Below are 20,603 nucleotides of genomic sequence, written 5' to 3' on the forward strand. Positions count from 1 at the left end.
GTCGCGTCTGTCACTCGAACCAGCGACCGCTGATCAGGTGAGCGAACCGGACAAGATCCCGGACAGTAACGGCAAGTTGCTGTTTCCCCCTGGGCGGACCCGCCCGGGATTCTGGGGATGCCGGGCGGGCCCGCGCGAGGTGGCCGTTGCCGCGACGGCCGCTCGCCGGAGTGCCCCGGTCCCGATCCGAAGCGGAGGCTGGCCCGGATCGTTGCGTCGGGGCAACCCCGGAGGGCGTGTGCGAGAACGCCCTCACTCCCAAGCACGGCCGCTGCCCCGGCCCGGTTCACCCGGGCCGCCGGATTTCTCGCCCGCGAGCGCCAACCCACCGCCCGGAGCAGCCAACGCGCGCGCCGGAGCGGCCAACACGCTGCCCGCAAGGGCCAACACGCCGAAGCCCCGGGCGTGTTGGCCACTCCGGGCGTTGTGTTGGCTGCTCCGGGCGGTGAGTTGGCCGTTCCGGCGGACGGGTCGGCTCGTCGGGGGTCGCGCGTGCCGGGATTCTCATCACCGCGAGTGACCCCCGAAAGCCGTGAATGGCACATCGAGGGACGTCAAGTCCCTCGATGTGCCATTCACGGCTTTCGAACGGGAGGCTCAAGCGGCGGCGGGGACCACGTCCAGTGCGCGGTGCCCGGCGTCGGTCAGTTCGGCGGGCGTCCACTGGCCGGGCGCCGCCAGGACCGCGGCGCGGATCAAGCCGGCGCGGGCGAGGTCGTGGGCGGCGTTCTGGTCGCAGCACGACAATCCGTCGACGCGGAGGTCGGGTTCGCAGCTGCAGCGGAGTTCGGCACGGCCTTCGCCGACCGCCTTGAGCATGGCGATCGCGCGGCGGCTCAGCGCGCTCGGGTGGGTGGACATGGTCTGGCCTCTCGGTCCGGCTGGGTCTGGTGCGAGTGCTGCAGCTCGTCACTGAGAACCACGCGCCGGATGTGAGCCCGGTTCACTTTGATCGCCCCTCTTGACACGGCGAACCCGGACGAGCAGGGTCAGTCATCGGATGAATCAGCTCCATCAATCACAGATTGACCCACTGGGGGGCCAGTCTGCCCGTACTCATCCGATCCCTGGAGGTTCAGTGACGACCTTCCCTCGCCGTCAAGCCCTCGGCATGGCCGCCGGCGCCGCCGTGGCGCTGAGTGCGGCCGGCCTGACGCCCGCCGGTGCCGCCGTAGCCGCGGACGCCGCCGGCGACACACCCGACACCCCGATCGTCCCGCCCCCGCCGCCCGTGCCGGTCGCACTCGACGCCTGGTTCTCCAACGACGGCATCGACAGCGCGGCCGCCACCGGCGGCGACTTCGACGGGTCCGGCTACACCTTCCCGGCCGAGCAGCTGCCGGTCGGGCGGACGGCGACCGTCGGCGGCGTCCCGTTCCTGCTCGGCTCCGCGGCCGCCGGGGCGAAGAACAACGTCGTCGCCACCGGCCAGAAGCTCGACCTGCCGAAAGGCCGTTACTTCGTCGCGTACTTCCTGGTCGCCGCCAGCTACGGCACCACGGGCGGCACGGCGACCGTGCACTACGCCGACGGCAGCACCAGCGTCGGCTCGCTCTCCGGCCCGGACTGGTACACCGGCAGCGGCGCGCTGGTCTCGTCGTTCCGCTACGCGCCGGGCGGCGTCGTCGACGCCAACCCGGTTTCCCTGGCCACCGGCCAGGTCTGGGTCGACCCGGCCCGTGACGCCGTCGCCTTGACCCTGCCGACGACCGCGGCACCCGCGCCGAACGTCTCCAGCCTGCACGTCTTCGCGCTCACCCTGCAGCCCGTCGCCGTCGGCCGGTCCGCGCTGGTGCTGGACGGCCGGTCGACGGCGAACCTGCTGACCGACGGCGGTCCGCAGGCCGCCGAGGCGACCGTGGTGAACGCCGGCACCGTCTGGCTCGGGGCCCGCGACCGCGTCACGGTGACCCTCGACGTCCCCGGCGGCCGCACCACGGTCCCGGCGACGATCCGCGCGCTCGCGCCGGGGGAGCAGGCGACCGTGCGGCTCGGCCTGGCGCCGAACGCGTCCGTCCCGCCCGGCACCACCACGAACGGCCAGCTCCGCGTGACGGACGGGCGCGGCACGCTCGCCACCCAGCAGGTGCCGATCACCCTCGGCGTCCCGGACTTCCGGCCCACCGACGCGTCGCTCTCGACGCACCGCGCGCCGTACTGGTTCGACGACAGCAAGTTCGGCATCTTCATCCACTGGGGCGTCTACGCCGTGCCCGCGTGGGCGCCGGTCGGGCAGCAGTACGCGGAGTGGTATTGGCAGAACCAGCAGGACCCCAGCGGCGCCACGTACGCCTACCACGCCCAGAAGTACGGTGAGAACTTCGTCTACGACGACTTCATCCCGATGTTCACGGCGAAGAAGTTCGACCCGCGCGCCTGGCTGAAGCTGATCGCGGACGCGGGCGCCGAGTACTACGTCCTGACGTCCAAGCACCATGACGGCTTCGCGTTGTGGGACACCAAGGTCAGCGACCGCAACTCGGTCAAGCTCGGCCCGAAGCGCAATGTCATCGCCGAGCTGTTCGCGGCCTCGCGCAAGTACACCCCGCAACTGCGCAACGGCCTGTACTTCTCGCTGCCGGAATGGTTCAACCCCGACAACCCGTGGATGGGCCACGCGCCGCGCAACCCGTACACCGGCGCGCCGCTGCCCTACACCGGGTACACCGCCGGCAAGGACTTCGTCCGGGACTACCAGGCGCCGCAGGTGCTGGAGCTGATCCGCGAGTTCGACCCGGACGTGCTGTGGTTCGACATCGGCGGCGACAACGACAGCCGGGACGTGCTCACGGAGTACTTCAACCGCGCGAAGAACCGCCGCCACCCCAAGGACGTCACCTACAACGACCGCGGCGGCATCCCGGACCACGACTTCACCACGCCGGAGTACACGACGTACCCGAACACGGTGGTGGCGAAGTGGGAGGCGAGCCGCGGCCTCGACCCGTTCTCCTACGGCTACAACCGCGCGACCCCGGACGACAAGTACATGACCGCCGAGGAGGTCGTCCGCACGCTCGTCGACATCGTGTCGAAGAACGGCAACTTCCTGCTCGACATCGGCCCGGACTTCGACGGCACCATCCCGGCCGTCATGCAGCAGCACCTGCGCGACGCGGGCGCGTGGCTGAAGGTCAACGGCGAGGCGATCTACGGCACGACGTACTGGTCGCGGATGGCCCAGCTCGGTGACCTGCGGTTCACGGTCAAGCAGAACGAGGCGTTCTACGTGCACTCGCTCGCCGCGCCGGGCAGCAGGCTGGTGGTCGACGCGCCGGTCCCGATCCGTTCCGGGGACCGCGTGACGCTGCTGGGCTACCGCGGAAACCTGCACTGGAGCGTCGAAAACGGCGCCTTGGTGATCGACGTCCCGGCTGCGGCCCGGCAGGCGGGCCGCTTCGCCTGGGTGTTCAAGATCGCCTGGAGCTGACTGTCGTGAGGGGCACCCTCAGGGACGTCAGAGCCCTGAGGGTGCCCCTCACGGCGGAGCTTCCGCGAGCAGCGCGAGCCACCGGCAAATCAGTAAAAGCGCCGCAGTTGTGGCCACGCCGCCGACCACGGCCGGGTCAGCGTGTCGCACAGCGAGATCGTGACGCCGTCCTCGTCGTTGTCGACGCCTTCGGCGTTGTGGTGCGTCGCCACGGCGTGGCAGCCGGTGATCAGCCGCGACGCGGGGGAGCCGCGCTCGATCCGGCCGATGACCAGCACCGGCCCGACGAGCCGGTCCGGCGGCGGTCCCCAGTCGGCGTAGGACATGTGCGGTGAGTACGGCTGCGGCAGCCCGCGCTCGGGCCCGTAGTACTCGAGCGCCCCGGCCTCGCCGTAGTTGTCGGCGAGGATGACGGCGGTGTCCTTGTCGGGGACCTCAGCCCACGCCGTCGCGACCGTGTCGGCGAACTCCGGCCAGCCGACCTGCTCGCCGGGCTCCTTGTTCACCGCCAGCAGCACGCCGTTCAGGGCCGTGGCCGGCACCACCGGGAGTCCGATGAGGACGGACACGACCACGCACACCGCCGTCACCACGCCGATCGACGCCCGCAGGACCGTCCCGGTCCGCGCCGGCCACCGCAGCGCGGGCTCGGCTCCGAGCGCCACCAGCGGCAGCAGCAACGGCACCGAGTAGTACGGCTTCCCGCCCAGCGCCAGGAGTTCGACGCAGACCACGGGGTAGGCGATCGCGAGCGCGCGGGCCCAGCGCACGCCGGCGTCACGCCACGGCCGGACGAGCCCGGCGATCCACACCGGCACCAGCACCGGCGACAGGTAGACCAGCTGCATCGGCACGAACAGCACGCGGTTCTCGCCGCCGTCGTCGTCGCTGATCCCGCCCGCGACGGTGAGCATCGGCCAGCCGTGCGACGCCTGCCAGAGCACCACCGGCGCGGTGAGCACGGCGGCGACGCCGATGCCCGCCGCGAGCCACCACGTCCGGAAGACCCGGCGCGGCCCGGCGACGGCCACGCCGATGCCGAGCCCGGACAGCAGGAGCAGCACCAGCCACTTGTTCATCATGCCGAGCCCGGCCGCGGCGCCGACGGCGAGCCACCAGCGGCCGTCGCCGGTGCGCAGCAGCCGCAGGCCGGTGAACGCGATCAGCGACCACAGCAGCACGTCGGCCGAGTTCGTCGCGAGCATGTGCGACACGACCAGCACGTACGTCGAGAGCGCCGTCGCCACCGCGGTGAACACCTGCACACCGCGGCCGCCGCCGAACTCGCGGGCGATCAGCACGACGACCACCACCGTCGCCATGCCCAGCAGGGTCGCGGCGACCCGCAGGCCCATCGGGGTCTCGCCGAACAACGCCGTCGACGCCCGCGCGAGCCACGGCGTGATCGGTGGCTGGTCGACGTACCCCCAGGCCGGCCGCTTTCCGGCGGCGAGGAAGTACAGCTCGTCGCGGTGGAAGCCGTAGCGGCCGGACAGCAGCGTCAGCACCACGGCCTGGACAGCGACGACGAGACCGACCGGCAACGCGGCAAAACGTGGCAATGACCCGGATTCGCGACCGGCCCCCATGGCAGTCTCCCCTCGGCGTCCGAGGATCGTACGCTTTTGATCACCCGATCGGGAGCGCTCCGACGTATTCGCCGCCCGCGTCCGCGACCAGCTCGTCGAGGGACTGCGCCCGGCGGATCGGGGTGAACCGGACTTCGCCGGCCACGTCGATGTCGAAGCCGTGGACGGCCGGGCGCGGCAGGGTGTTGTACGCGTAGTGCGCGCCGAAGTAGTACGCGCCGGTGTCGTGGGCGACGACGAGGTCGCCGGGCTCCAGCAGCGGCAGTGGCCGTTCCCGGGCGAGCAGGTCGCCGGCGAAGCACAGCGGCCCGGCGACGTCCTGCGGCACGTCGGGGCCGGTCTTCGGCACGCCCGCGGCGTCGTACGCGCTGAGCCGTAGCGGCCAGTGTTCCGGCTGCAGCACCGTGCGCGCGGCCACCTGGGCCCCCGCGTGCGTCACGGCGATGTGGCGCCCGCCCGCGACCTTCGTGTACTCGACGGCGCTGACGAGGAACCCGTTCTTCGCCAGCAGGGACCGGCCGAACTCGGTGACGTAGGTGTAGCGCCCGTCGCCGAGCGCCGGGACCCGCGCGAGCAGCGTCTCGACGTAGTCGGCATAGGTCGGTCCGGGCTCGTCGGAGTCGAAGTTCACCGGCAGGCCGCCGCCGAGGTCGATGCTGGTGACCTGCCGGTACCCGGCTTCGGCGTTGATCTCCTCGGCGAGCGCGTGCACCGCGGCGACGCCGTCGGCCATCAGCCCGGGCGGGCAGCCCTGCGACCCGACGTGGACGTGCAGCCGGCTCAGCCACGGCCGGTGCGCGAACGCCTCGAGCAGCAGCGCGCGATACCCGTGGTCCCGCAACGGGATGCCGAACTTCGACGCCGCCGTCGCGGTGCTCGTGTCACCGATCCGGCCGGCCCCGACCTGCGGGTTGATCCGCAACCCGAGCACCGAGCGGGGCGGCGCCGAGCCGACGAGCCGGTCGAGCCGGGCCAGCTCCTGGAAGTTGTCGGCGTTGATCGCGGTGCCCTCGGCCAGGGCGTGGGCGAGCTCGCCGACGGTCTTGGCGGGGGAGTCGAGCACCAGCCGCGGCCCGCGGAGCCCGGCGGCCTCGGCGACCGCCGTCTCGCCGGGGCTGGCGACCTCGGCGTCGATCCCGAGGTCGCCGAGGAACCGCAGCAGCGGCGCGAGGCCGCACGCCTTGGCGGCGACGGTGTGCTGGACGTGCCCGAGCGGGGCGAAGGCCTCGGTCAGCTCCTCGACGGCCGCGCGGAGGCCGGCGAGGTCGACGAACCCGGCCATCGGGTCGACGAGCCGCCGGTCCGCCGCGGCGGTGAGGGCGAGCAGCCTGCGGTCGGTGCGGGCCGGGGAGGCGCTGGTCGTGGTCATGCTCCAAGGACAGCAGCGCACGGCCGTGCCGGTCCAAGACGTGGACCCGATGAATCCATAGGACACGCCTATAATGACGGCGTGGACCTGCGCCGCTGGCACTACTTCGCCGTGCTTGTCGAAGAGATGCACTTCACCAGGGCGGCCGCCCGGCTGTTCGTGTCGCAGCCGTCGCTGAGCCAGCAGATCCGCGCCTTCGAGGCCGAGCTGGGCGTCGCGCTGCTGGACCGGTCGGGCCCGCGGTTCGCGTTGACGGACGCGGGCCGGGTCGCCGCGACGGAGGCCCGGGAGCTGCTGGACCGGCTGGACCGGGCCCGGGGCGTGATCACCGCGGCCGGGCGCGGCGACTCGGGACGGCTCCGGATCGCGTACACGCGCTCGGCGCCCGGCCCGCTGGCCGGTGACCTGGTCGCGGCCTACCGCGCCCGCCACCCGGGCGTCGAGCTGGCTCTGGAGACGGGCTGGACGAGCTTCAACCTGGCCCGCCTGGCCGCGGGCGAGATCGACCTCGGTTTCGTGCGCCCGCCGGTCACCCACCCGGGTGTCGCGGTGGCGGCGGTCGGGTCGGAGGAGGTGCTGATCGCGCTGCCGTCCGGCCACGTCCTCGCCCGCCGCCGCGGCCGCCTGCGGCGGGCCTGGATCGCGGCCGAGCCGGTGGTCTTCTGGCCGCGTGAGAACGGCCCGGGCCAGTACGACGCGATCAGCGCCCAGGTCTGGCCGGCGGGCGTCCCGCCGATCGTGCGCGAGGAGCCGGAGGACGAGCAGCTGATGCGCGCGGTCGCCGAGGGCGCGGGCATCGCGGCGGTGCCGGAACACCGGGCCCGCGCGTTGCGCCGCAAGGGTGTGGTGCTGCGCCGGCTGGAGGAACCGGTGCCGCGCATCGACCTGGGCCTGGCGTGGCGCGCGGGGTCGGTGTCGTCGGTGGTGCAGGCGTTCGTGGACCTCGCGGCCGGAAAGCCGTGAAGATCCGCCCACCGGCCGGCCGGGCTATGCTCTCGGAGGCTCCCGTCGAAGGGTATTCCATGGCTGGCCACGAGATCACCGACCGCATCGCCGACCTGATCGACGAAGAACACCGGCTGCGCACCGGCGCCCTCCACCACGGCGGGCTCACCGCGGACGACCGCGTCCGGCTCAAGGACCTCGAGCGCCAGCTGGACTCGGCCCTCGAGCTGCTGCACCGCCGCCAGGCCCTGTCCGCGTTCGACGACGAGTGACCGGAGTCTCGCCCGGCTAGACGTGGGGCAGCTCGGGGGAATCCGTGTCGAGCGGCACCGAACGCGCGCGCACCAGTCCGAGCTGGACGGTCTGGCGGCCGGTCAGCGCCTCCAGGACCCAGTCGGCGACCGTGCGCACGCGGTTCCCCGGCATCGCGATCAGGTGGTAGCCGCGCGTCACGGCCTTGGCCAGGCGGCCGGAGAGCGGGATGTGCAACGGGTTCGCCGCCGCGGCCCCGGCGCCGAGGTCGACGACGAACCCGAGGTCGTGGTGGCGGTAGCTGCGGGTGCGGCCCTGGCCGAGTGACGCCGCGACGTTGCGCCCGGCGAGCTTGCCCTGGCGTTCGGCGTGCTGCGCGGTCATCGCGGTGTAGTGGCCCGGGCGGGTGAGGTCGGGCACCGCGGCCGCGTCACCGCAGGCGAACACGTCGTCGCGGCCCGGCACGGTCAGCTGGGCCGTGACGACGACCCGGCCCTTCGCGGTCTCCAGGCCGAGGCCCGAGACCAGCGGGTCGGGCCGGACGCCGACGCACCACACGAGGGTGCGGGTCGGCACCAGGTCACCGGTGGTGAGGGTGACCCCCTTGGCGTCCGCGTGGTCGATCGACGTCTTCGTCAGCACCTCGACCTCGCGCGAGCGCAGCACTTCGCCGGCGGTCTTCCCGAGCCGCCGGTCGAGCTCGGGCAGGACGCGCTCGGCGACGTCCACCAGCAGCCAGCGGATCCGCTGCCCGGCGAGCTCGGGGTGCCGCGCGGCCAGCGCGTCGGTGAAGGCCGGGCCCTGCGCGGCCACCTCGGTGCCGGTGTAACCCGCGCCGACGACTACGAACGTGCAGCGCGCGTCGCGTTCGGCCGGGTCCTCGGCCGCCGCGGCCAGCTCGATCTGCCGGGTGACGTGGTCCCGCAGGTACAACGCCTCGGGCACGCCGCGGAAGCCGTGCGCGTACTCCGGCACCCCCGGGATCGGCAGCAGCTTGTTCACACTGCCCGCGGCCAGCACCAGCCGGTCGTACCCGATCCGGTGCTCTTCGTCCTCGGGATCGGTGTACGTGACGGCCCGCGCGTCGAAGTCGACCGCCGTCGCCTTGCCGAGCAGCAGCCGGACCCCCGGCAGCGTCTCCGGGATCGACACGGTCACCCGCCGCGGGTCGAGGATCCCGGCCGCCACCTCCGGCAGCAACGGCAGGTAGAGGAAGTAGTCCGTCGGGTTGAGCACGACGATCTCGACGTCCTCGGCTTCCTTCCGCAGGCTCTTCGCCGCGTGGAACCCGGCGAACCCGCCGCCGACGATCACGACACGCATGGATCTCCTTCCGGGGCACCGATCTTGGTCCCGGCGGATTCCCCCAGGTCGGGGAAAGAAAACCCGCGGGGTTGACCTGTCGGCGCAGGGGCGTACGGTCAAGGAAGTTGGCTGTTGTTCAACCACGTGCTCCGGTCAGCGCCCCTGCATGCTGCGATGGGAGCGCCATGTACCACTTGTTCCGCACGATCGACGAAACCGGCGGGTTGACCGTCACGACCGCCGAACGCCCTGGTGGCGTCCGTGTCCTCACCCTGGTGGGAGACATCGACGCCGCCACCGTCGGAGTCCTCGACGAGGCCCTCGCCTCCGGTGACCGCCTGGTCGCCGACCTGTCGCGGGTCGGCTTCCTCAGCTGCGCCGGCGTCCGGTCCCTGCTCGAGGCGGACGACCGCGCCGAACTGGCCGTCGTCGCCGGCGGGCACGCGGTCACCCGGTCGCTGGAAGTGACCGGTGCCGACCTGCTGCTGAAGCTCCACCCCCGCACGGGCGACGCGCTCGTCGCGCTGGCGGCCGTGGGCCTGCCCGCCGCGGAAGCCGGCCCGGACGCGTGAGCGCGCCGGCCCGGCCGTCCACTGTGGCCGGTCGGGCCCGGGTCAGTCGTCCGGCCAGTCGCCGGTCGCCTTGCGGTAACCGACCGCGCCGGCTCGCTCGGTAGCGGCCTTGACGGCGCCGAAGATCGCGCCCTGGACGGCGGCCGCGATGATCACCTGGGTCCAGGTGTAGTCGCGGTCGATCGCGTCCGGGGCGTCTTCTTCGCCGGCCGCGCGTTTCCACACCTGCTTGAAGACCTGGCCCGCCAGGAGCCCGCCGAGGGCACCGACGCCCCAGCTGAGCGGTTTGTAGACGACCTTGTTCACGAGTTCCTCCGTCGCGCGATCAACCGGATCACGATCACCAGGCCCAGCACGCCCGCGAAGACCGGCAGCGGGTTGCTGCGCACGGCGTCGGCGCCTTGGCGGAACTTCACCGCGGTCGGCTCGTTCGTGATGCCGGCCACCTTGACCGTGGCTTGGTCGAGCTTACCGTCGATGTTCTCGGTGACCCGGGTCTTCACGTCGAGCTTCTGCCCGAGCGCGTCCAGGGTCTCGGTCAGCTCTTCACGGGTGGCGTCGCGGTCGAGCCGCGCCTCTTCCGCGTTCTTCGGGAAGTCCCCGCTCATGAGTGCACTCCCTGTTTCACGGTGTCCACGTCTTCGCGGACACCGGCGATGGCTTCCTCCGGCACCGGCGGCACCGCCTGCGTGACTTCCTTCTTGCCGACCAGGGCGGCGACCCCGGCGATCAGGAACAGTGCCACGGCGACGATCAGCGCCGCCAGCCAGCCGGGGACCACGAGCGCCAGCGCGAGGATCGCGGTCGCGACGAGCGCCCCGACGCCGAACAGCGCGAGCAGCCCGGCGGCGCCGAACAACCCGGCGCCGAAGCCCATTTTCCTGCCCTTGTGCTGCAGCTCGAAGACCCCGAGCCGGATTTCGTCCCGGACGAGGCGCTTGACCTCGTCGGACAGGTCCGACACCAGCTCGCCGACCGAGCGTTCGGCCGCGGGCTTCTTGTTCACCTCTTCGATCACGGAATACCTCCTGAGGCCGGGCTACCCGCGTTCCGGCGTGGATAACCACGCCGGATTTGCCCGGGTAGCCGCGCTGTCCCGCGGAAGGTCACTCGGAAGAGTGAAACCGTGGAGTGGGTACCGGCCCGTGGCGTTTCGCGTCCGGACGGCTCGGGTAGGCCGGACGCATGACCTCCACCACAGCCGATGTCCCCACCGTGGAACTGAACAACGGCGTCCGGATCCCGCAGTTCGGGTTCGGCGTGTTCCAGATCCCGGCCGACGACACGGCGAGCGCCGTGTGGACGGCGCTGGACGCGGGCTACCGGCACATCGACACCGCGCAGATGTACCGGAACGAGGCGGGGGTCGGCGCGGCGATCGCGGAGTCCGGTCTGGCGCGCGAGGACGTCTTCGTCACCACGAAGCTCGCCAACGACGCCCAGGGGTACGACAACGCGATCACCGCGCTGGAGGGCAGCCTCCGGCGGCTCGGGCTCGACCACGTCGACCTGTACCTGATCCACTGGCCGCTGCCGAAGACCGGCAAGTACGTCAAGACGTGGCAGGGCTTCGAGGACATCCTGCGGGCCGGGAAGGCCCGCGCGATCGGCGTCTCGAACTTCCAGCCCGAGCACCTCGACCGGCTCGCCGAGGAGACCGGCACGGTCCCCGCGGTCAACCAGATCGAGCTGCACCCCGCGCTGCAGCAGGCGGAACTGCGCGAGTACCACCGCGCGCACGGCATCGCGACCGAGGCGTGGAGCCCGCTGGCCCGGGCCGAGGTGCTCGAGGACCCGGTGCTGACCGGGCTCGCCGGGAAGCACGACCGCTCCGCGGCGCAGATCGTCCTCCGCTGGCACATCCAGCTCGGGAACATCGTGTTCCCCAAGTCGTCGACGCCGGAGCGGATCCGGCAGAACATCGACGTCTTCGGCTTCGAGCTCGGCGAAGAGGACATGGCGGCGATCGGCGGGCTCGACGACGGCCGCCGCACCGGTCCCGACCCCGACACGTTCACGGGGTGACCGGCGCGTTTCCCTGCGCGACGACCCGGGTACCTCTTCCGGGAAGGTCCCCCAGGAAGGAGCGTCCGGCATGAGCACGAACGCCTACCTCGCGTTTCTCTTGATCGGCGCGCTGCTGGTCGTCGCGGACGGCCAGATCATCTACCGCAGCGGCCGCCGCTACCTCGAAAACTCCTACGGTGACCCGGCGGCCGGGGCGTCGATGGCCCGCCTGGTCACGGTGCTGTTCCACCTGGCGACGCTGGGGGTGCTGGCGCTCGTCTCGACCATCAACATCGGTGGCGACCTGCCGAGCATCATCGCCCGGATCGGCGTGTTGCTGCTGATCCTGGCGCTGGCCCACGCGATCACGCTCGGCGCGCTGGCCCGCATCCGCGGCGAGCAGGAGGTCGAAGCCGTCGTCCAGCGAGGCGGCCGGCAGCGGGTCGAACCGGAGCAGCAGGGCCCCACGGTCATGCCGGTGGCGGGCCAGGACGGCCGGTACCCGGACGTCAGCCCGTCGCTGGACCAGCGACCGCCCTACACGACGCCGTAAGGCTCACGCACGCACCGAAAGGCGGCACCTCCCACTGGAGGGTGCCGCCTTTCGGCGTGTCAGTGCTCGGGAACCGGCAGGTCCAGCTCGGTGTGCCGGGTGGCCAGGGTTCTCGCCAGGTCGGCCAGCTTGACGTTCAGGTCCTGCGAGGCCTTGCGCAGGACGTCGAAGGCCTCGTCGGCCGTGATGCCGCGGCGCTGCATCAAGATGCCTTTCGCCTGCCCGATCACGTCGCGGCCTTCGACCGCCTTCCGCAGGTGGGTGGCTTCGAGCTCGGCGGACACGACGGACTCGGTGTGGGCCAGTGCCAGTGACGCGTGCGTCGCGAGCAGCAGCGCGGCGTCGATGGCGGCGCCGTCGAACGCGCCGGGCTTGCGCGAGTAGATGTTCAGCGCGCCGGACAGCCGGGGTGGCCGGGCGTCCGGGATCAGCGTGGTCGCCAGCACCGAGTGGTAGCCGTGGGCCGCGGTGCCCGGGCCGAACGACGGCCACCGCGGGTCCCGGCCCACGTCCTGCGACCAGCCGATCGCCGGCCCGTCCGGGCAGGCGGCCTCGACGCACGGGCCCTCACCGTGCTTGTACTGCAGCTCGTCGAGCGCCAGGGCGATCGGGTCCGTCTCGACCGGGGTGTGGAACCGGCCGTCCGGATCGCGCAGGGTGACGCTCACCAGGTCGGCGTCGGGGATGATCTCGACCGCCGCGCCGACGACCAGCTTCAGCACGCCGCCGACCGTCGGGGTCGCGTCGAGCAGCGTCCGGGTCAGGTCGGCGAACTGGCGCGCCAGCGGACCGGCTTCGGCCGGGCGCGCGTCGTCCACACCGAACCAGGTGCGTTCTCCGGCCCATTCGTCTTCGCCGACGCTCATTTCCCTCGCTGCCTTCGTCCCTCGTGATGCGGTCCTTCCCATTCAACCCGATCCCAGTGTGCACCCCGGGCGGGCCGGGCGTGATCCGCGCCGCGAGGTGGCCTCAACCGGCAGAGGCGGTTCCCCCGGATGCCGGGTCGAGCGCGCCGCGGACCCGGTCGACGAACCCCGGACCCGGCCGCAGCTGGTCGGCCTGGGGCATCCGGTGGGACAGCCCCGGGTGCGGCAGGGTCGCCGCGGCCTCGCGGGCCTCGACGACCTCCCGGCCGAGCTCGCCGCGGCGTTCCGGCGACCAGTCCCGCCGGATCCGCGCCACCACCTCGGGGCCCTCGTCGCGCCCGTGTCGCCGGGCGGCGCGGATCAGCCCGCTCAGCAGCCGCTCGAACCGCGTCTCCTGCGGCCCCGCGCCCTCCAGCTGCCGCATCAGCCCGTCCGCCTCGGCGAGAGCCCCGGCACCGTCGAGGTAGGGCTCTTCGGCGACGGTGTGGCGGACCAGCGCCCCGATGAGGTGGTCGGCGAGATCCTTGCGGTTCTCCGGGCTGCCTTGCCCGAGCTCCAGCTCGGTGCACAGCCGGTCGAGCTCCCGGTGGTCGCCGTCGAGGACGGTGGTGAGGTCGGTTGCGGGCCGGCTGCGGTTCATGCACGCTCCTGGTCCGGATTCGATTTCTTCCGGGTTACCCGCTGCCCGGGCGCCGAATCCCGTGTCGGCACCGGGTCCACCGGGTAGCCGGAGGGGAAACCCACCGCCACCAGGAAGGACGTCCATGGCTGCGCCGTCGACGGTGATCGAGCGCGAACGCAAGTACGAGATCGTCCCGGGCAGCGGGGTGCCGAGGCTGCTCGGCGTCGCCGGGGTCGAGACGCAGGATGATCCCGTGGAGCAGGTCCTCGACGCGTCGTACTACGACACCCGGACCTTCCGGCTGGCCCAGGCCGGTATCACCCTGCGCCGCCGGGTCGGCGGCCATGACGCGGGCTGGCACGTCAAGCTGCCCGTCTCGGCCGACGAGCGCCAGGAGATCCAGCTGCCGCTCGGTGGCGACGCCCACAAGGTGCCCGGCCGGCTCAAGCGCCTGGTGCGGGCCTACACGCTGGGGGAGAAGCTGGTGCCGATCGCGCACCTGCGCACCGACCGCTTCGCCCACCGCCTCGCCGACGCCGAGGGCCGGACCGTCGCCGTCCTGACCGACGACCACGTGACCGGCGAGGCCGGCGGCGAGTCCGCGCGGCTCGACGAGTGGCGGGAGCTGGAACTGGAGCTCGACCCCGGCACCGAGCCGGGCCTGCTGGAGGAGTTCGACCGGGCACTGGCCGCGGCCGGCGCGTCCGCGTCGCCGTGGCCGTCGAAGCTGCGGCGCCTGATCGGCGACCGCGTGCCCACGCCACGCCGCGCTCGCAAGAAGCCCGCCGCCGCGGACGTCGTGCTGACGTCCCTGCGCGCGCACTTCGACGACCTGCGCCGCGCGGACGTCGGCGTCCGGCTGGACGTCGCGGACTCGGTGCACCAGATGCGCGTGGCGAGCCGGAAGCTCCGCAGCGCCCTGCGCACCTTCGGGTCCGTTGTGGACGAAGAGGCGACGGCGCCGGTCGCCGCCGAGCTGAAGTGGCTCGGCCACGAGCTGGCGCCGGCCCGCGACACCGAGGTCACGCAGGACCGGCTGGGCAAGCAGCTGGACGGCGTGCCGCCGGAGCTGGTGCTCGGACCGCTGCGCCAGTACCTGACGCGCTACTTCGCGCGGGAGGAGGAGCAGGGCCGGACCCGGGCGCTGGAGGCGCTGACCGGCAAGCGGTACCGGAACCTGCTGCGGGCGCTCGACGCCGTACTGGCGGACCCGGCCCTGACCGACAGCGGGCGCAAGCCCGCGAAGTCGGCACTGCGTAAGCCCGTCCGCAAGGCCGCGAAGAAGCTGCGCCGCGCCGAAGCCGCAACCCGCGGCCTCGAGGGCGTCCAACTCGAGACGGCCCTGCACGACGTCCGCAAGAAGGCCAAGCGGGCCCGCTACGCCGCCGACACCGTGAAGCCGGTATACGGGAAGAAGCTGCGGGCGTGGCGCAAGAACGTCAAGGCCGTCCAGCAGACGCTGGGCGCGCACCAGGACACCGTGATCGGCCGGGAGGTCCTGCACCACCTCGCCGTCGACGGGCACGGCGAGGGCCAGAACACGTTCACGTTCGGGATCCTGCACGGCCAGGACGCGGCGAAGGCGGCGCGGCTGCGTGCGGAGTTCACGGGGGAGTGGCGGCGGCTCCGGAAGGGCGACCGCCCCGGCTGGCTCGGCTGACCGGTGCCGGCGGCGGCTCGGACAGGGCCGCCGCCCCGGACGGCGTCAGGCGTCGCCGGTGAGCTTGCCACGCAGCTGCTCGAGCGTCTGCGACAACAGGCGGGAGACGTGCATCTGGGAGATGCCGACGCGGTCGGCGATCTGGGTCTGCGTCAGGCCGCCGAAGAAGCGCATCACGAGGATCGCGCGCTCGCGGGGCGGCAGCTCCTGCAGCAGCGGCTGGAGGGCCTCGTGGTTCTCCACCATGGCCATCTCGTGGTCCGGCTCGCCCATGGTGTCGGCCAGCGAGAGCGCCTCGGCGTCGTCGTGCACCGGCTTGTCCACCGACAGCGCCTGGTACGCGTTGCCGGCGAGCAGGCCCTCGCGGACCTCGTCGACGTCCAGGCTCAGGTGCTCGGCCAGCTCCGTCGGCGTCGGCGCGCGCCCGAGGCGCTGCGACAGCGTGGCGGAGCCCTGGCTCAGCGAGAGGTGCAGCTCCTTGAGCCGGCGCGGCACGCGGACGGACCAGCCGGTGTCGCGGAAGTGGCGCCGGACCTCACCCATGATCGTCGGCACCGCGAAGGACAGGAAGTCGTGCCCACGCGCCGGGTCGAAGCGGTCGACGGCGTTGATCAGGCCGATCCGCGCCACCTGGACCAGGTCCTCCCGCGGCTCGCCACGCCCGGAGAACCGGGTCGCGATGTGCTCGGCCAGCGGCAGCAGCTCGGTTACGAGCTTGCCCCGGACGACGTCGCGCCGCGGGTCGTCCGCCGCGAGATCGCCCAGCTCCTCGAACAGCGGTTCGCAGTGGGCGTATTCGTCGGGGCGGTGGAGGAGGGTTTTGCGCTCGCCGCTCACGCGCTCGTTCCCGGGTTGAGCATCAGCTCGATCGTGATGATGCCCGCGCCCCCGCCCGGGAGGACGTCGCAGTGCGCGGTCACCGACCGGCTCAGGGTGGTCAGCACGTGCCAGCCGAACGTCCGGTCGCTGGGCGGCCGGGGATCGGTGGAGCGGGCCGAGACGACGACGTGCAGCCCGTCGAGCGACTGCCGGAAGCGGCAGTGCAGCTGGGTGCCGAGCTCCGCGAGCTGGACCAGCTGCGCGCACGCCTCGTCGACCGCCATCTTGGCGTCGGCGATGGCGTCCAGCCCGAAGTCCGCGCGGGACACCATGCCGTGCGTGAGCATCCGGACCAGGGGGATCTGCTCGGCCATGGCGGGCAACCGCAGCTCCACCACCTCGTCGAGCAGGCCATCGGCCGCCGGCTGCCCGCCGGACGTGCCACTTCGTGTTTCTTCCATACCGGACTGTCTACCCATCTGGGGGAACCCTGACACTTCGCGATCCGGACTCGAGGGCGCCGTCACCGGCCGAGAGCCCGTTCGAGCTCCTTCTTGGTCATCTTGGAGCGGCCGTCGATGTTCCGCTTCTTGGCTTCGTTGTAGAGCTGGTCCTTGGTCAGGCCACCCGGTCCCTTGCCGTTCCCGGACCGCTCACCACCACGCTCCTGCGGCGACTTGCCCCGCAGCGACGACGGGCTCGCTTCCCGTGATTCACCCGACCGGGCGCGGTTCTTGTTCACCGTGCGGGCGGCGATCTCCTCGGCGCGTTCCGTGCTCGCGCCGCGATCTTCCTGTGCGTCCTTGATGTGCTCGTACTGACGCTCGCGCTTGCCGCTCCAGGCCTGAGGCATGACCGCTCCCCTCGATGCTCTCCGGATACCCGGTCCGCGACCGGGCAAACGCCGCGGTTGATCATCATCGGGGCCGGGTAAGCGACGCGGGACGAGAGGAGCTCCGATGCGGATCGGCTACACCCTGATGACCGAGCAGACGGGTCCGAACGACCTGGTGCGCTACGCCGCCGGCGCGGAACGAGCGGGCTTCGCGTTCGAGGTCATGAGCGACCACTACTCGCCATGGCTGGCCGAACAGGGCCACTCGCCGTACGCCTGGAGCGTGCTGGGCGCGGTCACGCAGGTCACCGAACGCGCCGAGCTGATGACGTTCGTGACCTGCCCGACCATGCGCTACCACCCCGCGGTGGTGGCGCAGAAGGCGGCGACGATCCAGGCGCTGTCCGGCGGGCGGTTCACCCTCGGCCTCGGCGCGGGCGAGAACCTCAACGAGCACGTCGTCGGGCGCGGCTGGCCGGGGGCGAACGTCCGCCACGACATGCTCGCCGAGGCCGTCCAGATCATCGGCGGCCTCTTCGACTCTTCTGATGGCGGCTACTTCAGCTACGAGGGCACGCACTTCCGCGTCGACTCCGCGAAGCTGTGGGACCTGCCGGAGACGCGCATGCCGATCGGCGTCGCGGTGTCCGGCGCGCAGTCGGTGCGCCGGTTCGCCCCGGTCGCCGACGCGATGATCGCCGTCGAGCCGAAGGCGGACCTGGCGCGGGAGTGGGACGCCGCCCGGCCCGGTCCGGCGTCCCGCAAGATCGCGCAGCTGCCGGTGTCGTGGGGCACCGACCGCGACGCCGCGGTGAAGCGCGCCCACGAGCAGTTCCGCTGGTTCGCCGGCGGCTGGAAGGTCAACGCCGAGCTGCCGGGCCCGGCCGGGTTCGCCGGCGCCACCCAGTTCGTCCGCGAGGACGACGTCGCCGGGTCGATCCCGTGCGGCCCGGACGTCGAGCCGATCGTCGAAGGCGTGCGCGAGTTCGCGAAGGCGGGCTTCACCGACGTCGCGCTGATCCAGATCGGCGGCGACCAGCAGGACGGCTTCCTCGACTTCGCCGAGAAGGAGCTGCTGCCGGCCCTGGCCGGGGAATCGGCCTAGGCGGGCGCCGGCTCGGGGCAGCACCCGGACGCCCGCGACGCCCGGGAAGTCCACTTCGGACAGATCGACGTCGACGCACCGGGGGTGCGCCCAGAGCCGGGGTGCCGGGTTCGGTCCGGGGTCCGTTGCTCCGAACGGACGTGCGGCGCGCGGAGGTGGTGACCGCTTGTGCCCGCCGCTGCGGGGATGCAGTAATCTCGCGCTGGACCCGTTAAAGCGCTAGCGGCCCACTGTGGCGCGCGCCCGGGTCCTCCCTGGTCTTAGAGCGCCCTGAGCACAAGAAGTAAGGGGCGTCACCAGGATGACGGGCGGGCATGAACAGCTCACCGCGCGGCTCGACGATGTGACGGTCGCGATGGAGTCGCTGACCGCGATGCTCGACACCAAGCTGGATCTGGGCCAGATGCTGCAGGCCGTCTGCGACCACGCCGTGCAGGTGGTGCCGGGGGCCGACATGGCGAGCATCACCCTGGTCCGGGACGGGGAACCGGAAACGGTCGCCAGCACCGACCAGCGGGCGGTCAACTTCGACCGCGAGCAGTACCGCATCGGGGACGGACCGTGTCTGCGCGCCGCCGAAACCGGGCAGCCGGTCCGGGTCGGCGTCGGCGCGGTCGGGGACCTGTGGCCGCAGTTCGTGACGAAGGCCGAGCAGCTGGGCGTCGCGAGTTTCCTCGCCGCGCCCCTGACGGTGGACGACGACATGTCCGGCGCGGTCAACCTGTTCGGGTTCGGCGAGCACGGGTTCAGCGAGCTGGGTACGAAGATCCTCGAGCTGTACACCGCGACGGTGGTCCTCGGGCTGCGCGGCGCGCGGCGGTACTTCGCGGCGCAGGAGCTGATCGAACAGCTCAACCGCGCGCTGGAGACGCGCGCGGTGATCGAGCAGGCCAAGGGGATCCTGATGGCGGCGCACCGGATCACGGCGGAGGACGCGTTCCAGCGCCTGGTCAAGCGCTCCCAGGACGGCAACCGCAAGCTCCACGAGGTGGCGGCCGAGTTCGTCGCGGCGGTGGCGACGACGAGCAGCTGAGGCGTCGAAGGTCCGCGTCGGCCTCATGCGAGGAGGCCGACACGGCCCGTCAGGTCGCCGGAACCTCGTCCGGGGGCGCGTCGGCCTGGGGCACCGGGTCCGGCTGCCGGCTGCGCGAGCACGTCGTGCAGACCAGGGTGCGGCCGAGCACCCGGCCGTCGTCGCCGACGACCTGCGCGACGTGCATCGTGGGGAAGCCGCAGACCTCGCAGGGCAGCGAGCCGTCCTCGCGGCTGATGCGGATCTGAGTGCCCATGTGGCCTCCTGGTGTGACGTGGGTCTCACCTACCTTGCCGGTTCCGGCGCCGGGACCGGGCGATTTCACTCGTTCGGTCCAATGATCGGTGTCTCCGGCGTCCGGTCCGGTGACTCCTGTGTTTCGTCCGGTGATGCGGGGTAGCCGGGCTGGGGAAGGAACCGGGTAAAGGGGAGCACGGGATGAGGGACAAGCGGAACGATCTGCGGCCGGTCGTCGACCTGCTGGTCGACGGCGAGGACACGCCGGAGCGGCAGCGGCTGCGCCGGAAGGCGGCGCTGGCCGTCGCGGCGGGGGCCAGGGACGCCGACGACTGCGCCTTGCTGCTCGAGATGCTGGGCCTGCACCGCGGCGACAGCAGGAGCACCGAAGTCGCCTGAGCCGTTTCGCGATACCCACGCGCGGGTATCGGAGGGCGGTGAGGAGGTCGTCATGGCCAGACCGGTATGGAGTGGTGCGCTGAGCCTGGGGCTGGTCACCGTTCCGGTGGAGCTGTACCCCGCGGTGGCGGACCACACGATCCACTTCCACCAGTTCGAACGCGGGACGTCCGACCGGATCCGCAACCGCAAGGTCAATGAGCGGACCGGCGACGAGGTCACCCAGGACGAGATCGTCAAGGGCTACGACGTCGGCGGCGGCGACCACGTGCTCGTCGAGCCGGACGAGCTGGACGAGATCGCGCCCGAGCGGTCGCGGCGGATCGACATCGAGCAGTTCGTCGAGCTCGACGAGATCGACCCGTGGTTCTACGACCGGACGTACTGGCTGAAGCCTGCGAAGGAGGACTTCGCCAAGGCGTACGGCCTGCTGCTGCAGGCGATGGACCGCAGCGAGAAGGCCGGCGTCGCGAAGTTCGTGCTGCGCGGCAAGGAGTACCTCTGCGCGGTCCGCGCGGGCGAGGACGTGATGGTCCTCAACACGCTGCACTTCGTCGCGGACCTCCGGAAGCCGAAGGACGTCATGGGCGGGCTGCCCAAGGTGCCCAAGGCCCGGCCGAAGGAGCTCGACATGGCCCTGTCGCTGGTCGACGAGATGACCGCGCCGTGGCGCCCGGAGGACTTCCGCGACGAGTACTCCGAGCGCGTCGAGGACCTGATCAAGGCGAAGGAGTCCGGCAAGGAGATCGCCCACGAGGAGGAGCCGGCGCAGTCGGCCGACGTCGTCGACCTGTTCGAGGCCCTTTCGCGCAGCGTGAAGAGCCGCAAGAGCGGCGGCAAGCCGGCGAAGGGCAAGAAGAAGCCCGCGAAGAAACAGCCCGATCTGGCGGACCTGTCGAAGACGGATCTGGACAAGCTGGCGCGGGAGAAGAACGTCAAGGGCCGGTCGAAGATGTCGCGGACCCAGCTGGAGAAGGCGCTTAAAGCTTCTTGACGAGAACCGCC

24 protein-coding genes are annotated in these 20,603 nt (G+C 72.0%); 11 read left to right on the top strand and 13 right to left on the bottom strand.

Translation table 11 applies throughout. From position 1 onward, the window contains the following. Positions 1 to 597 precede the first annotated feature (597 nt). Positions 598 to 861 (bottom strand): hypothetical protein, encoded by a 264-nt coding sequence (locus ACLJQZ_RS38450; protein ID WP_247052192.1) that lies wholly within the window; start codon positions 859 to 861, stop codon positions 598 to 600. A gap of 217 nt (positions 862 to 1,078) precedes the next feature. Between ACLJQZ_RS38450 and ACLJQZ_RS38455 the strand changes: the two genes are divergently transcribed. Beyond that, positions 1,079 to 3,430, top strand: coding sequence for an alpha-L-fucosidase (locus tag ACLJQZ_RS38455; RefSeq protein WP_410625393.1), 2,352 nt, complete (start codon positions 1,079 to 1,081; stop codon positions 3,428 to 3,430). Between the two features lie 89 nt (positions 3,431 to 3,519). Here the strand turns inward: ACLJQZ_RS38455 and ACLJQZ_RS38460 are convergent, their stop codons facing one another. Together ACLJQZ_RS38460 and ACLJQZ_RS38465 are read right to left on the bottom strand one after the other, a co-directional pair. Next, complete coding sequence (locus tag ACLJQZ_RS38460; RefSeq protein ID WP_410625395.1) at positions 3,520 to 5,019, bottom strand: ArnT family glycosyltransferase; 1,500 nt, start codon at positions 5,017 to 5,019, stop codon at positions 3,520 to 3,522. 40 nt (positions 5,020 to 5,059) lie between these two features. Further along, positions 5,060 to 6,388, bottom strand: a complete 1,329-nt coding sequence (locus ACLJQZ_RS38465; protein ID WP_410625397.1) for a diaminopimelate decarboxylase — start codon at positions 6,386 to 6,388, stop codon at positions 5,060 to 5,062. 81 nt (positions 6,389 to 6,469) lie between these two features. Here ACLJQZ_RS38465 and ACLJQZ_RS38470 point away from each other — a divergent pair, with 81 nt between their 5' ends. Both ACLJQZ_RS38470 and ACLJQZ_RS38475 read left to right on the top strand, forming a co-directional pair. Then, the gene (locus tag ACLJQZ_RS38470) at positions 6,470 to 7,351 is read left to right on the top strand and encodes a LysR family transcriptional regulator (RefSeq protein WP_410625398.1); all 882 of its coding nucleotides are present in this window, start codon (positions 6,470 to 6,472) and stop codon (positions 7,349 to 7,351) included. A gap of 59 nt (positions 7,352 to 7,410) precedes the next feature. Beyond that, positions 7,411 to 7,605, top strand: a complete 195-nt coding sequence (locus ACLJQZ_RS38475; RefSeq protein ID WP_326949969.1) for a DUF2630 family protein — start codon at positions 7,411 to 7,413, stop codon at positions 7,603 to 7,605. A 16-nt stretch (positions 7,606 to 7,621) separates the two neighbouring features. Here ACLJQZ_RS38475 and ACLJQZ_RS38480 read toward each other — a convergent pair whose 3' ends face one another. Next, positions 7,622 to 8,908, bottom strand: coding sequence for an NAD(P)/FAD-dependent oxidoreductase (locus ACLJQZ_RS38480; protein ID WP_410625400.1), 1,287 nt, complete (start codon positions 8,906 to 8,908; stop codon positions 7,622 to 7,624). Between the two features lie 167 nt (positions 8,909 to 9,075). Between ACLJQZ_RS38480 and ACLJQZ_RS38485 the strand changes: the two genes are divergently transcribed. Further along, a complete protein-coding gene (locus ACLJQZ_RS38485; RefSeq protein ID WP_410625401.1) occupies positions 9,076 to 9,462 on the top strand; it encodes an STAS domain-containing protein in 387 nt (128 codons plus the stop codon). Positions 9,463 to 9,504: 42 nt separating this feature from the next. Here the strand turns inward: ACLJQZ_RS38485 and ACLJQZ_RS38490 are convergent, their stop codons facing one another. From ACLJQZ_RS38490 to ACLJQZ_RS38500, 3 genes are read right to left on the bottom strand one after another with little or no spacing between them, the layout of a single operon-like run. Next, entirely contained in the window at positions 9,505 to 9,768 is a 264-nt protein-coding gene (locus tag ACLJQZ_RS38490; RefSeq protein ID WP_247052183.1) for a DUF4235 domain-containing protein, read from the bottom strand. Next, positions 9,765 to 10,070, bottom strand: a complete 306-nt coding sequence (locus ACLJQZ_RS38495; protein ID WP_410625403.1) for a DUF3618 domain-containing protein — start codon at positions 10,068 to 10,070, stop codon at positions 9,765 to 9,767. The genes ACLJQZ_RS38490 and ACLJQZ_RS38495 overlap by 4 nt, the downstream gene beginning before the upstream one ends. Continuing rightward, complete coding sequence (locus ACLJQZ_RS38500; protein WP_410625405.1) at positions 10,067 to 10,480, bottom strand: phage holin family protein; 414 nt, start codon at positions 10,478 to 10,480, stop codon at positions 10,067 to 10,069. The genes ACLJQZ_RS38495 and ACLJQZ_RS38500 overlap by 4 nt, the downstream gene beginning before the upstream one ends. 167 nt (positions 10,481 to 10,647) lie before the next feature. Here ACLJQZ_RS38500 and ACLJQZ_RS38505 point away from each other — a divergent pair, with 167 nt between their 5' ends. After that, positions 10,648 to 11,487, top strand: a complete 840-nt coding sequence (locus tag ACLJQZ_RS38505; protein ID WP_410625407.1) for an aldo/keto reductase — start codon at positions 10,648 to 10,650, stop codon at positions 11,485 to 11,487. 70 nt (positions 11,488 to 11,557) lie between these two features. Continuing rightward, positions 11,558 to 12,022 carry a hypothetical protein gene (locus ACLJQZ_RS38510; RefSeq protein ID WP_410625409.1) on the top strand — a complete coding sequence of 155 codons (465 nt, stop codon included), beginning with the start codon at positions 11,558 to 11,560 and terminating at the stop codon, positions 12,020 to 12,022. Positions 12,023 to 12,081: 59 nt separating this feature from the next. Here the strand turns inward: ACLJQZ_RS38510 and ACLJQZ_RS38515 are convergent, their stop codons facing one another. Both ACLJQZ_RS38515 and ACLJQZ_RS38520 read right to left on the bottom strand, forming a co-directional pair. After that, a complete protein-coding gene (locus ACLJQZ_RS38515; RefSeq protein WP_410625411.1) occupies positions 12,082 to 12,888 on the bottom strand; it encodes a GAF and ANTAR domain-containing protein in 807 nt (268 codons plus the stop codon). A gap of 103 nt (positions 12,889 to 12,991) precedes the next feature. Beyond that, positions 12,992 to 13,528: a hemerythrin domain-containing protein gene (locus ACLJQZ_RS38520; protein ID WP_410625412.1), complete on the bottom strand. Its 537-nt coding sequence runs from the start codon at positions 13,526 to 13,528 to the stop codon at positions 12,992 to 12,994. A gap of 124 nt (positions 13,529 to 13,652) precedes the next feature. Between ACLJQZ_RS38520 and ACLJQZ_RS38525 the strand changes: the two genes are divergently transcribed. Next, positions 13,653 to 15,170, top strand: coding sequence for a CHAD domain-containing protein (locus ACLJQZ_RS38525; protein ID WP_410625414.1), 1,518 nt, complete (start codon positions 13,653 to 13,655; stop codon positions 15,168 to 15,170). 45 nt (positions 15,171 to 15,215) lie between these two features. Here the strand turns inward: ACLJQZ_RS38525 and ACLJQZ_RS38530 are convergent, their stop codons facing one another. The 3 genes from ACLJQZ_RS38530 to ACLJQZ_RS38540 form a co-directional block, all read right to left on the bottom strand. Next, positions 15,216 to 16,007, bottom strand: a complete 792-nt coding sequence (locus ACLJQZ_RS38530) for a SigB/SigF/SigG family RNA polymerase sigma factor (RefSeq protein ID WP_410625416.1) — start codon at positions 16,005 to 16,007, stop codon at positions 15,216 to 15,218. Next, positions 16,004 to 16,450: an anti-sigma factor gene (locus ACLJQZ_RS38535; protein ID WP_410625418.1), complete on the bottom strand. Its 447-nt coding sequence runs from the start codon at positions 16,448 to 16,450 to the stop codon at positions 16,004 to 16,006. Before ACLJQZ_RS38535 ends, ACLJQZ_RS38530 begins: the two co-directional genes overlap by 4 nt. Before the next feature lie 62 nt (positions 16,451 to 16,512). Further along, on the bottom strand, positions 16,513 to 16,842 hold the full coding sequence (locus ACLJQZ_RS38540) for a plasmid stabilization protein (protein WP_410625419.1): 330 nt from the start codon (positions 16,840 to 16,842) through the stop codon (positions 16,513 to 16,515). A 106-nt stretch (positions 16,843 to 16,948) separates the two neighbouring features. On the opposite strand from ACLJQZ_RS38540, the gene ACLJQZ_RS38545 reads away from it, so the two are divergent. Further along, the gene (locus ACLJQZ_RS38545) at positions 16,949 to 17,929 is read left to right on the top strand and encodes a TIGR03557 family F420-dependent LLM class oxidoreductase (protein ID WP_410625421.1); all 981 of its coding nucleotides are present in this window, start codon (positions 16,949 to 16,951) and stop codon (positions 17,927 to 17,929) included. 301 nt (positions 17,930 to 18,230) lie between these two features. Continuing rightward, entirely contained in the window at positions 18,231 to 18,962 is a 732-nt protein-coding gene (locus ACLJQZ_RS38550) for an ANTAR domain-containing protein (RefSeq protein ID WP_410625423.1), read from the top strand. Between the two features lie 49 nt (positions 18,963 to 19,011). On the opposite strand, the gene ACLJQZ_RS38555 is transcribed toward ACLJQZ_RS38550, so the two are convergent. After that, a complete protein-coding gene (locus tag ACLJQZ_RS38555; protein WP_410625425.1) occupies positions 19,012 to 19,218 on the bottom strand; it encodes a hypothetical protein in 207 nt (68 codons plus the stop codon). Positions 19,219 to 19,400: 182 nt separating this feature from the next. Between ACLJQZ_RS38555 and ACLJQZ_RS38560 the strand changes: the two genes are divergently transcribed. Then, on the top strand, positions 19,401 to 19,598 hold the full coding sequence (locus ACLJQZ_RS38560) for a hypothetical protein (protein WP_410625426.1): 198 nt from the start codon (positions 19,401 to 19,403) through the stop codon (positions 19,596 to 19,598). A 52-nt stretch (positions 19,599 to 19,650) separates the two neighbouring features. Then, positions 19,651 to 20,592 carry a Ku protein gene (locus ACLJQZ_RS38565; RefSeq protein ID WP_410625427.1) on the top strand — a complete coding sequence of 314 codons (942 nt, stop codon included), beginning with the start codon at positions 19,651 to 19,653 and terminating at the stop codon, positions 20,590 to 20,592. Positions 20,593 to 20,603: the final 11 nt, after the last annotated feature.

Source organism: Amycolatopsis sp. cmx-8-4 (assembly GCF_046548675.1).
Classification (GTDB): domain Bacteria; phylum Actinomycetota; class Actinomycetes; order Mycobacteriales; family Pseudonocardiaceae; genus Amycolatopsis.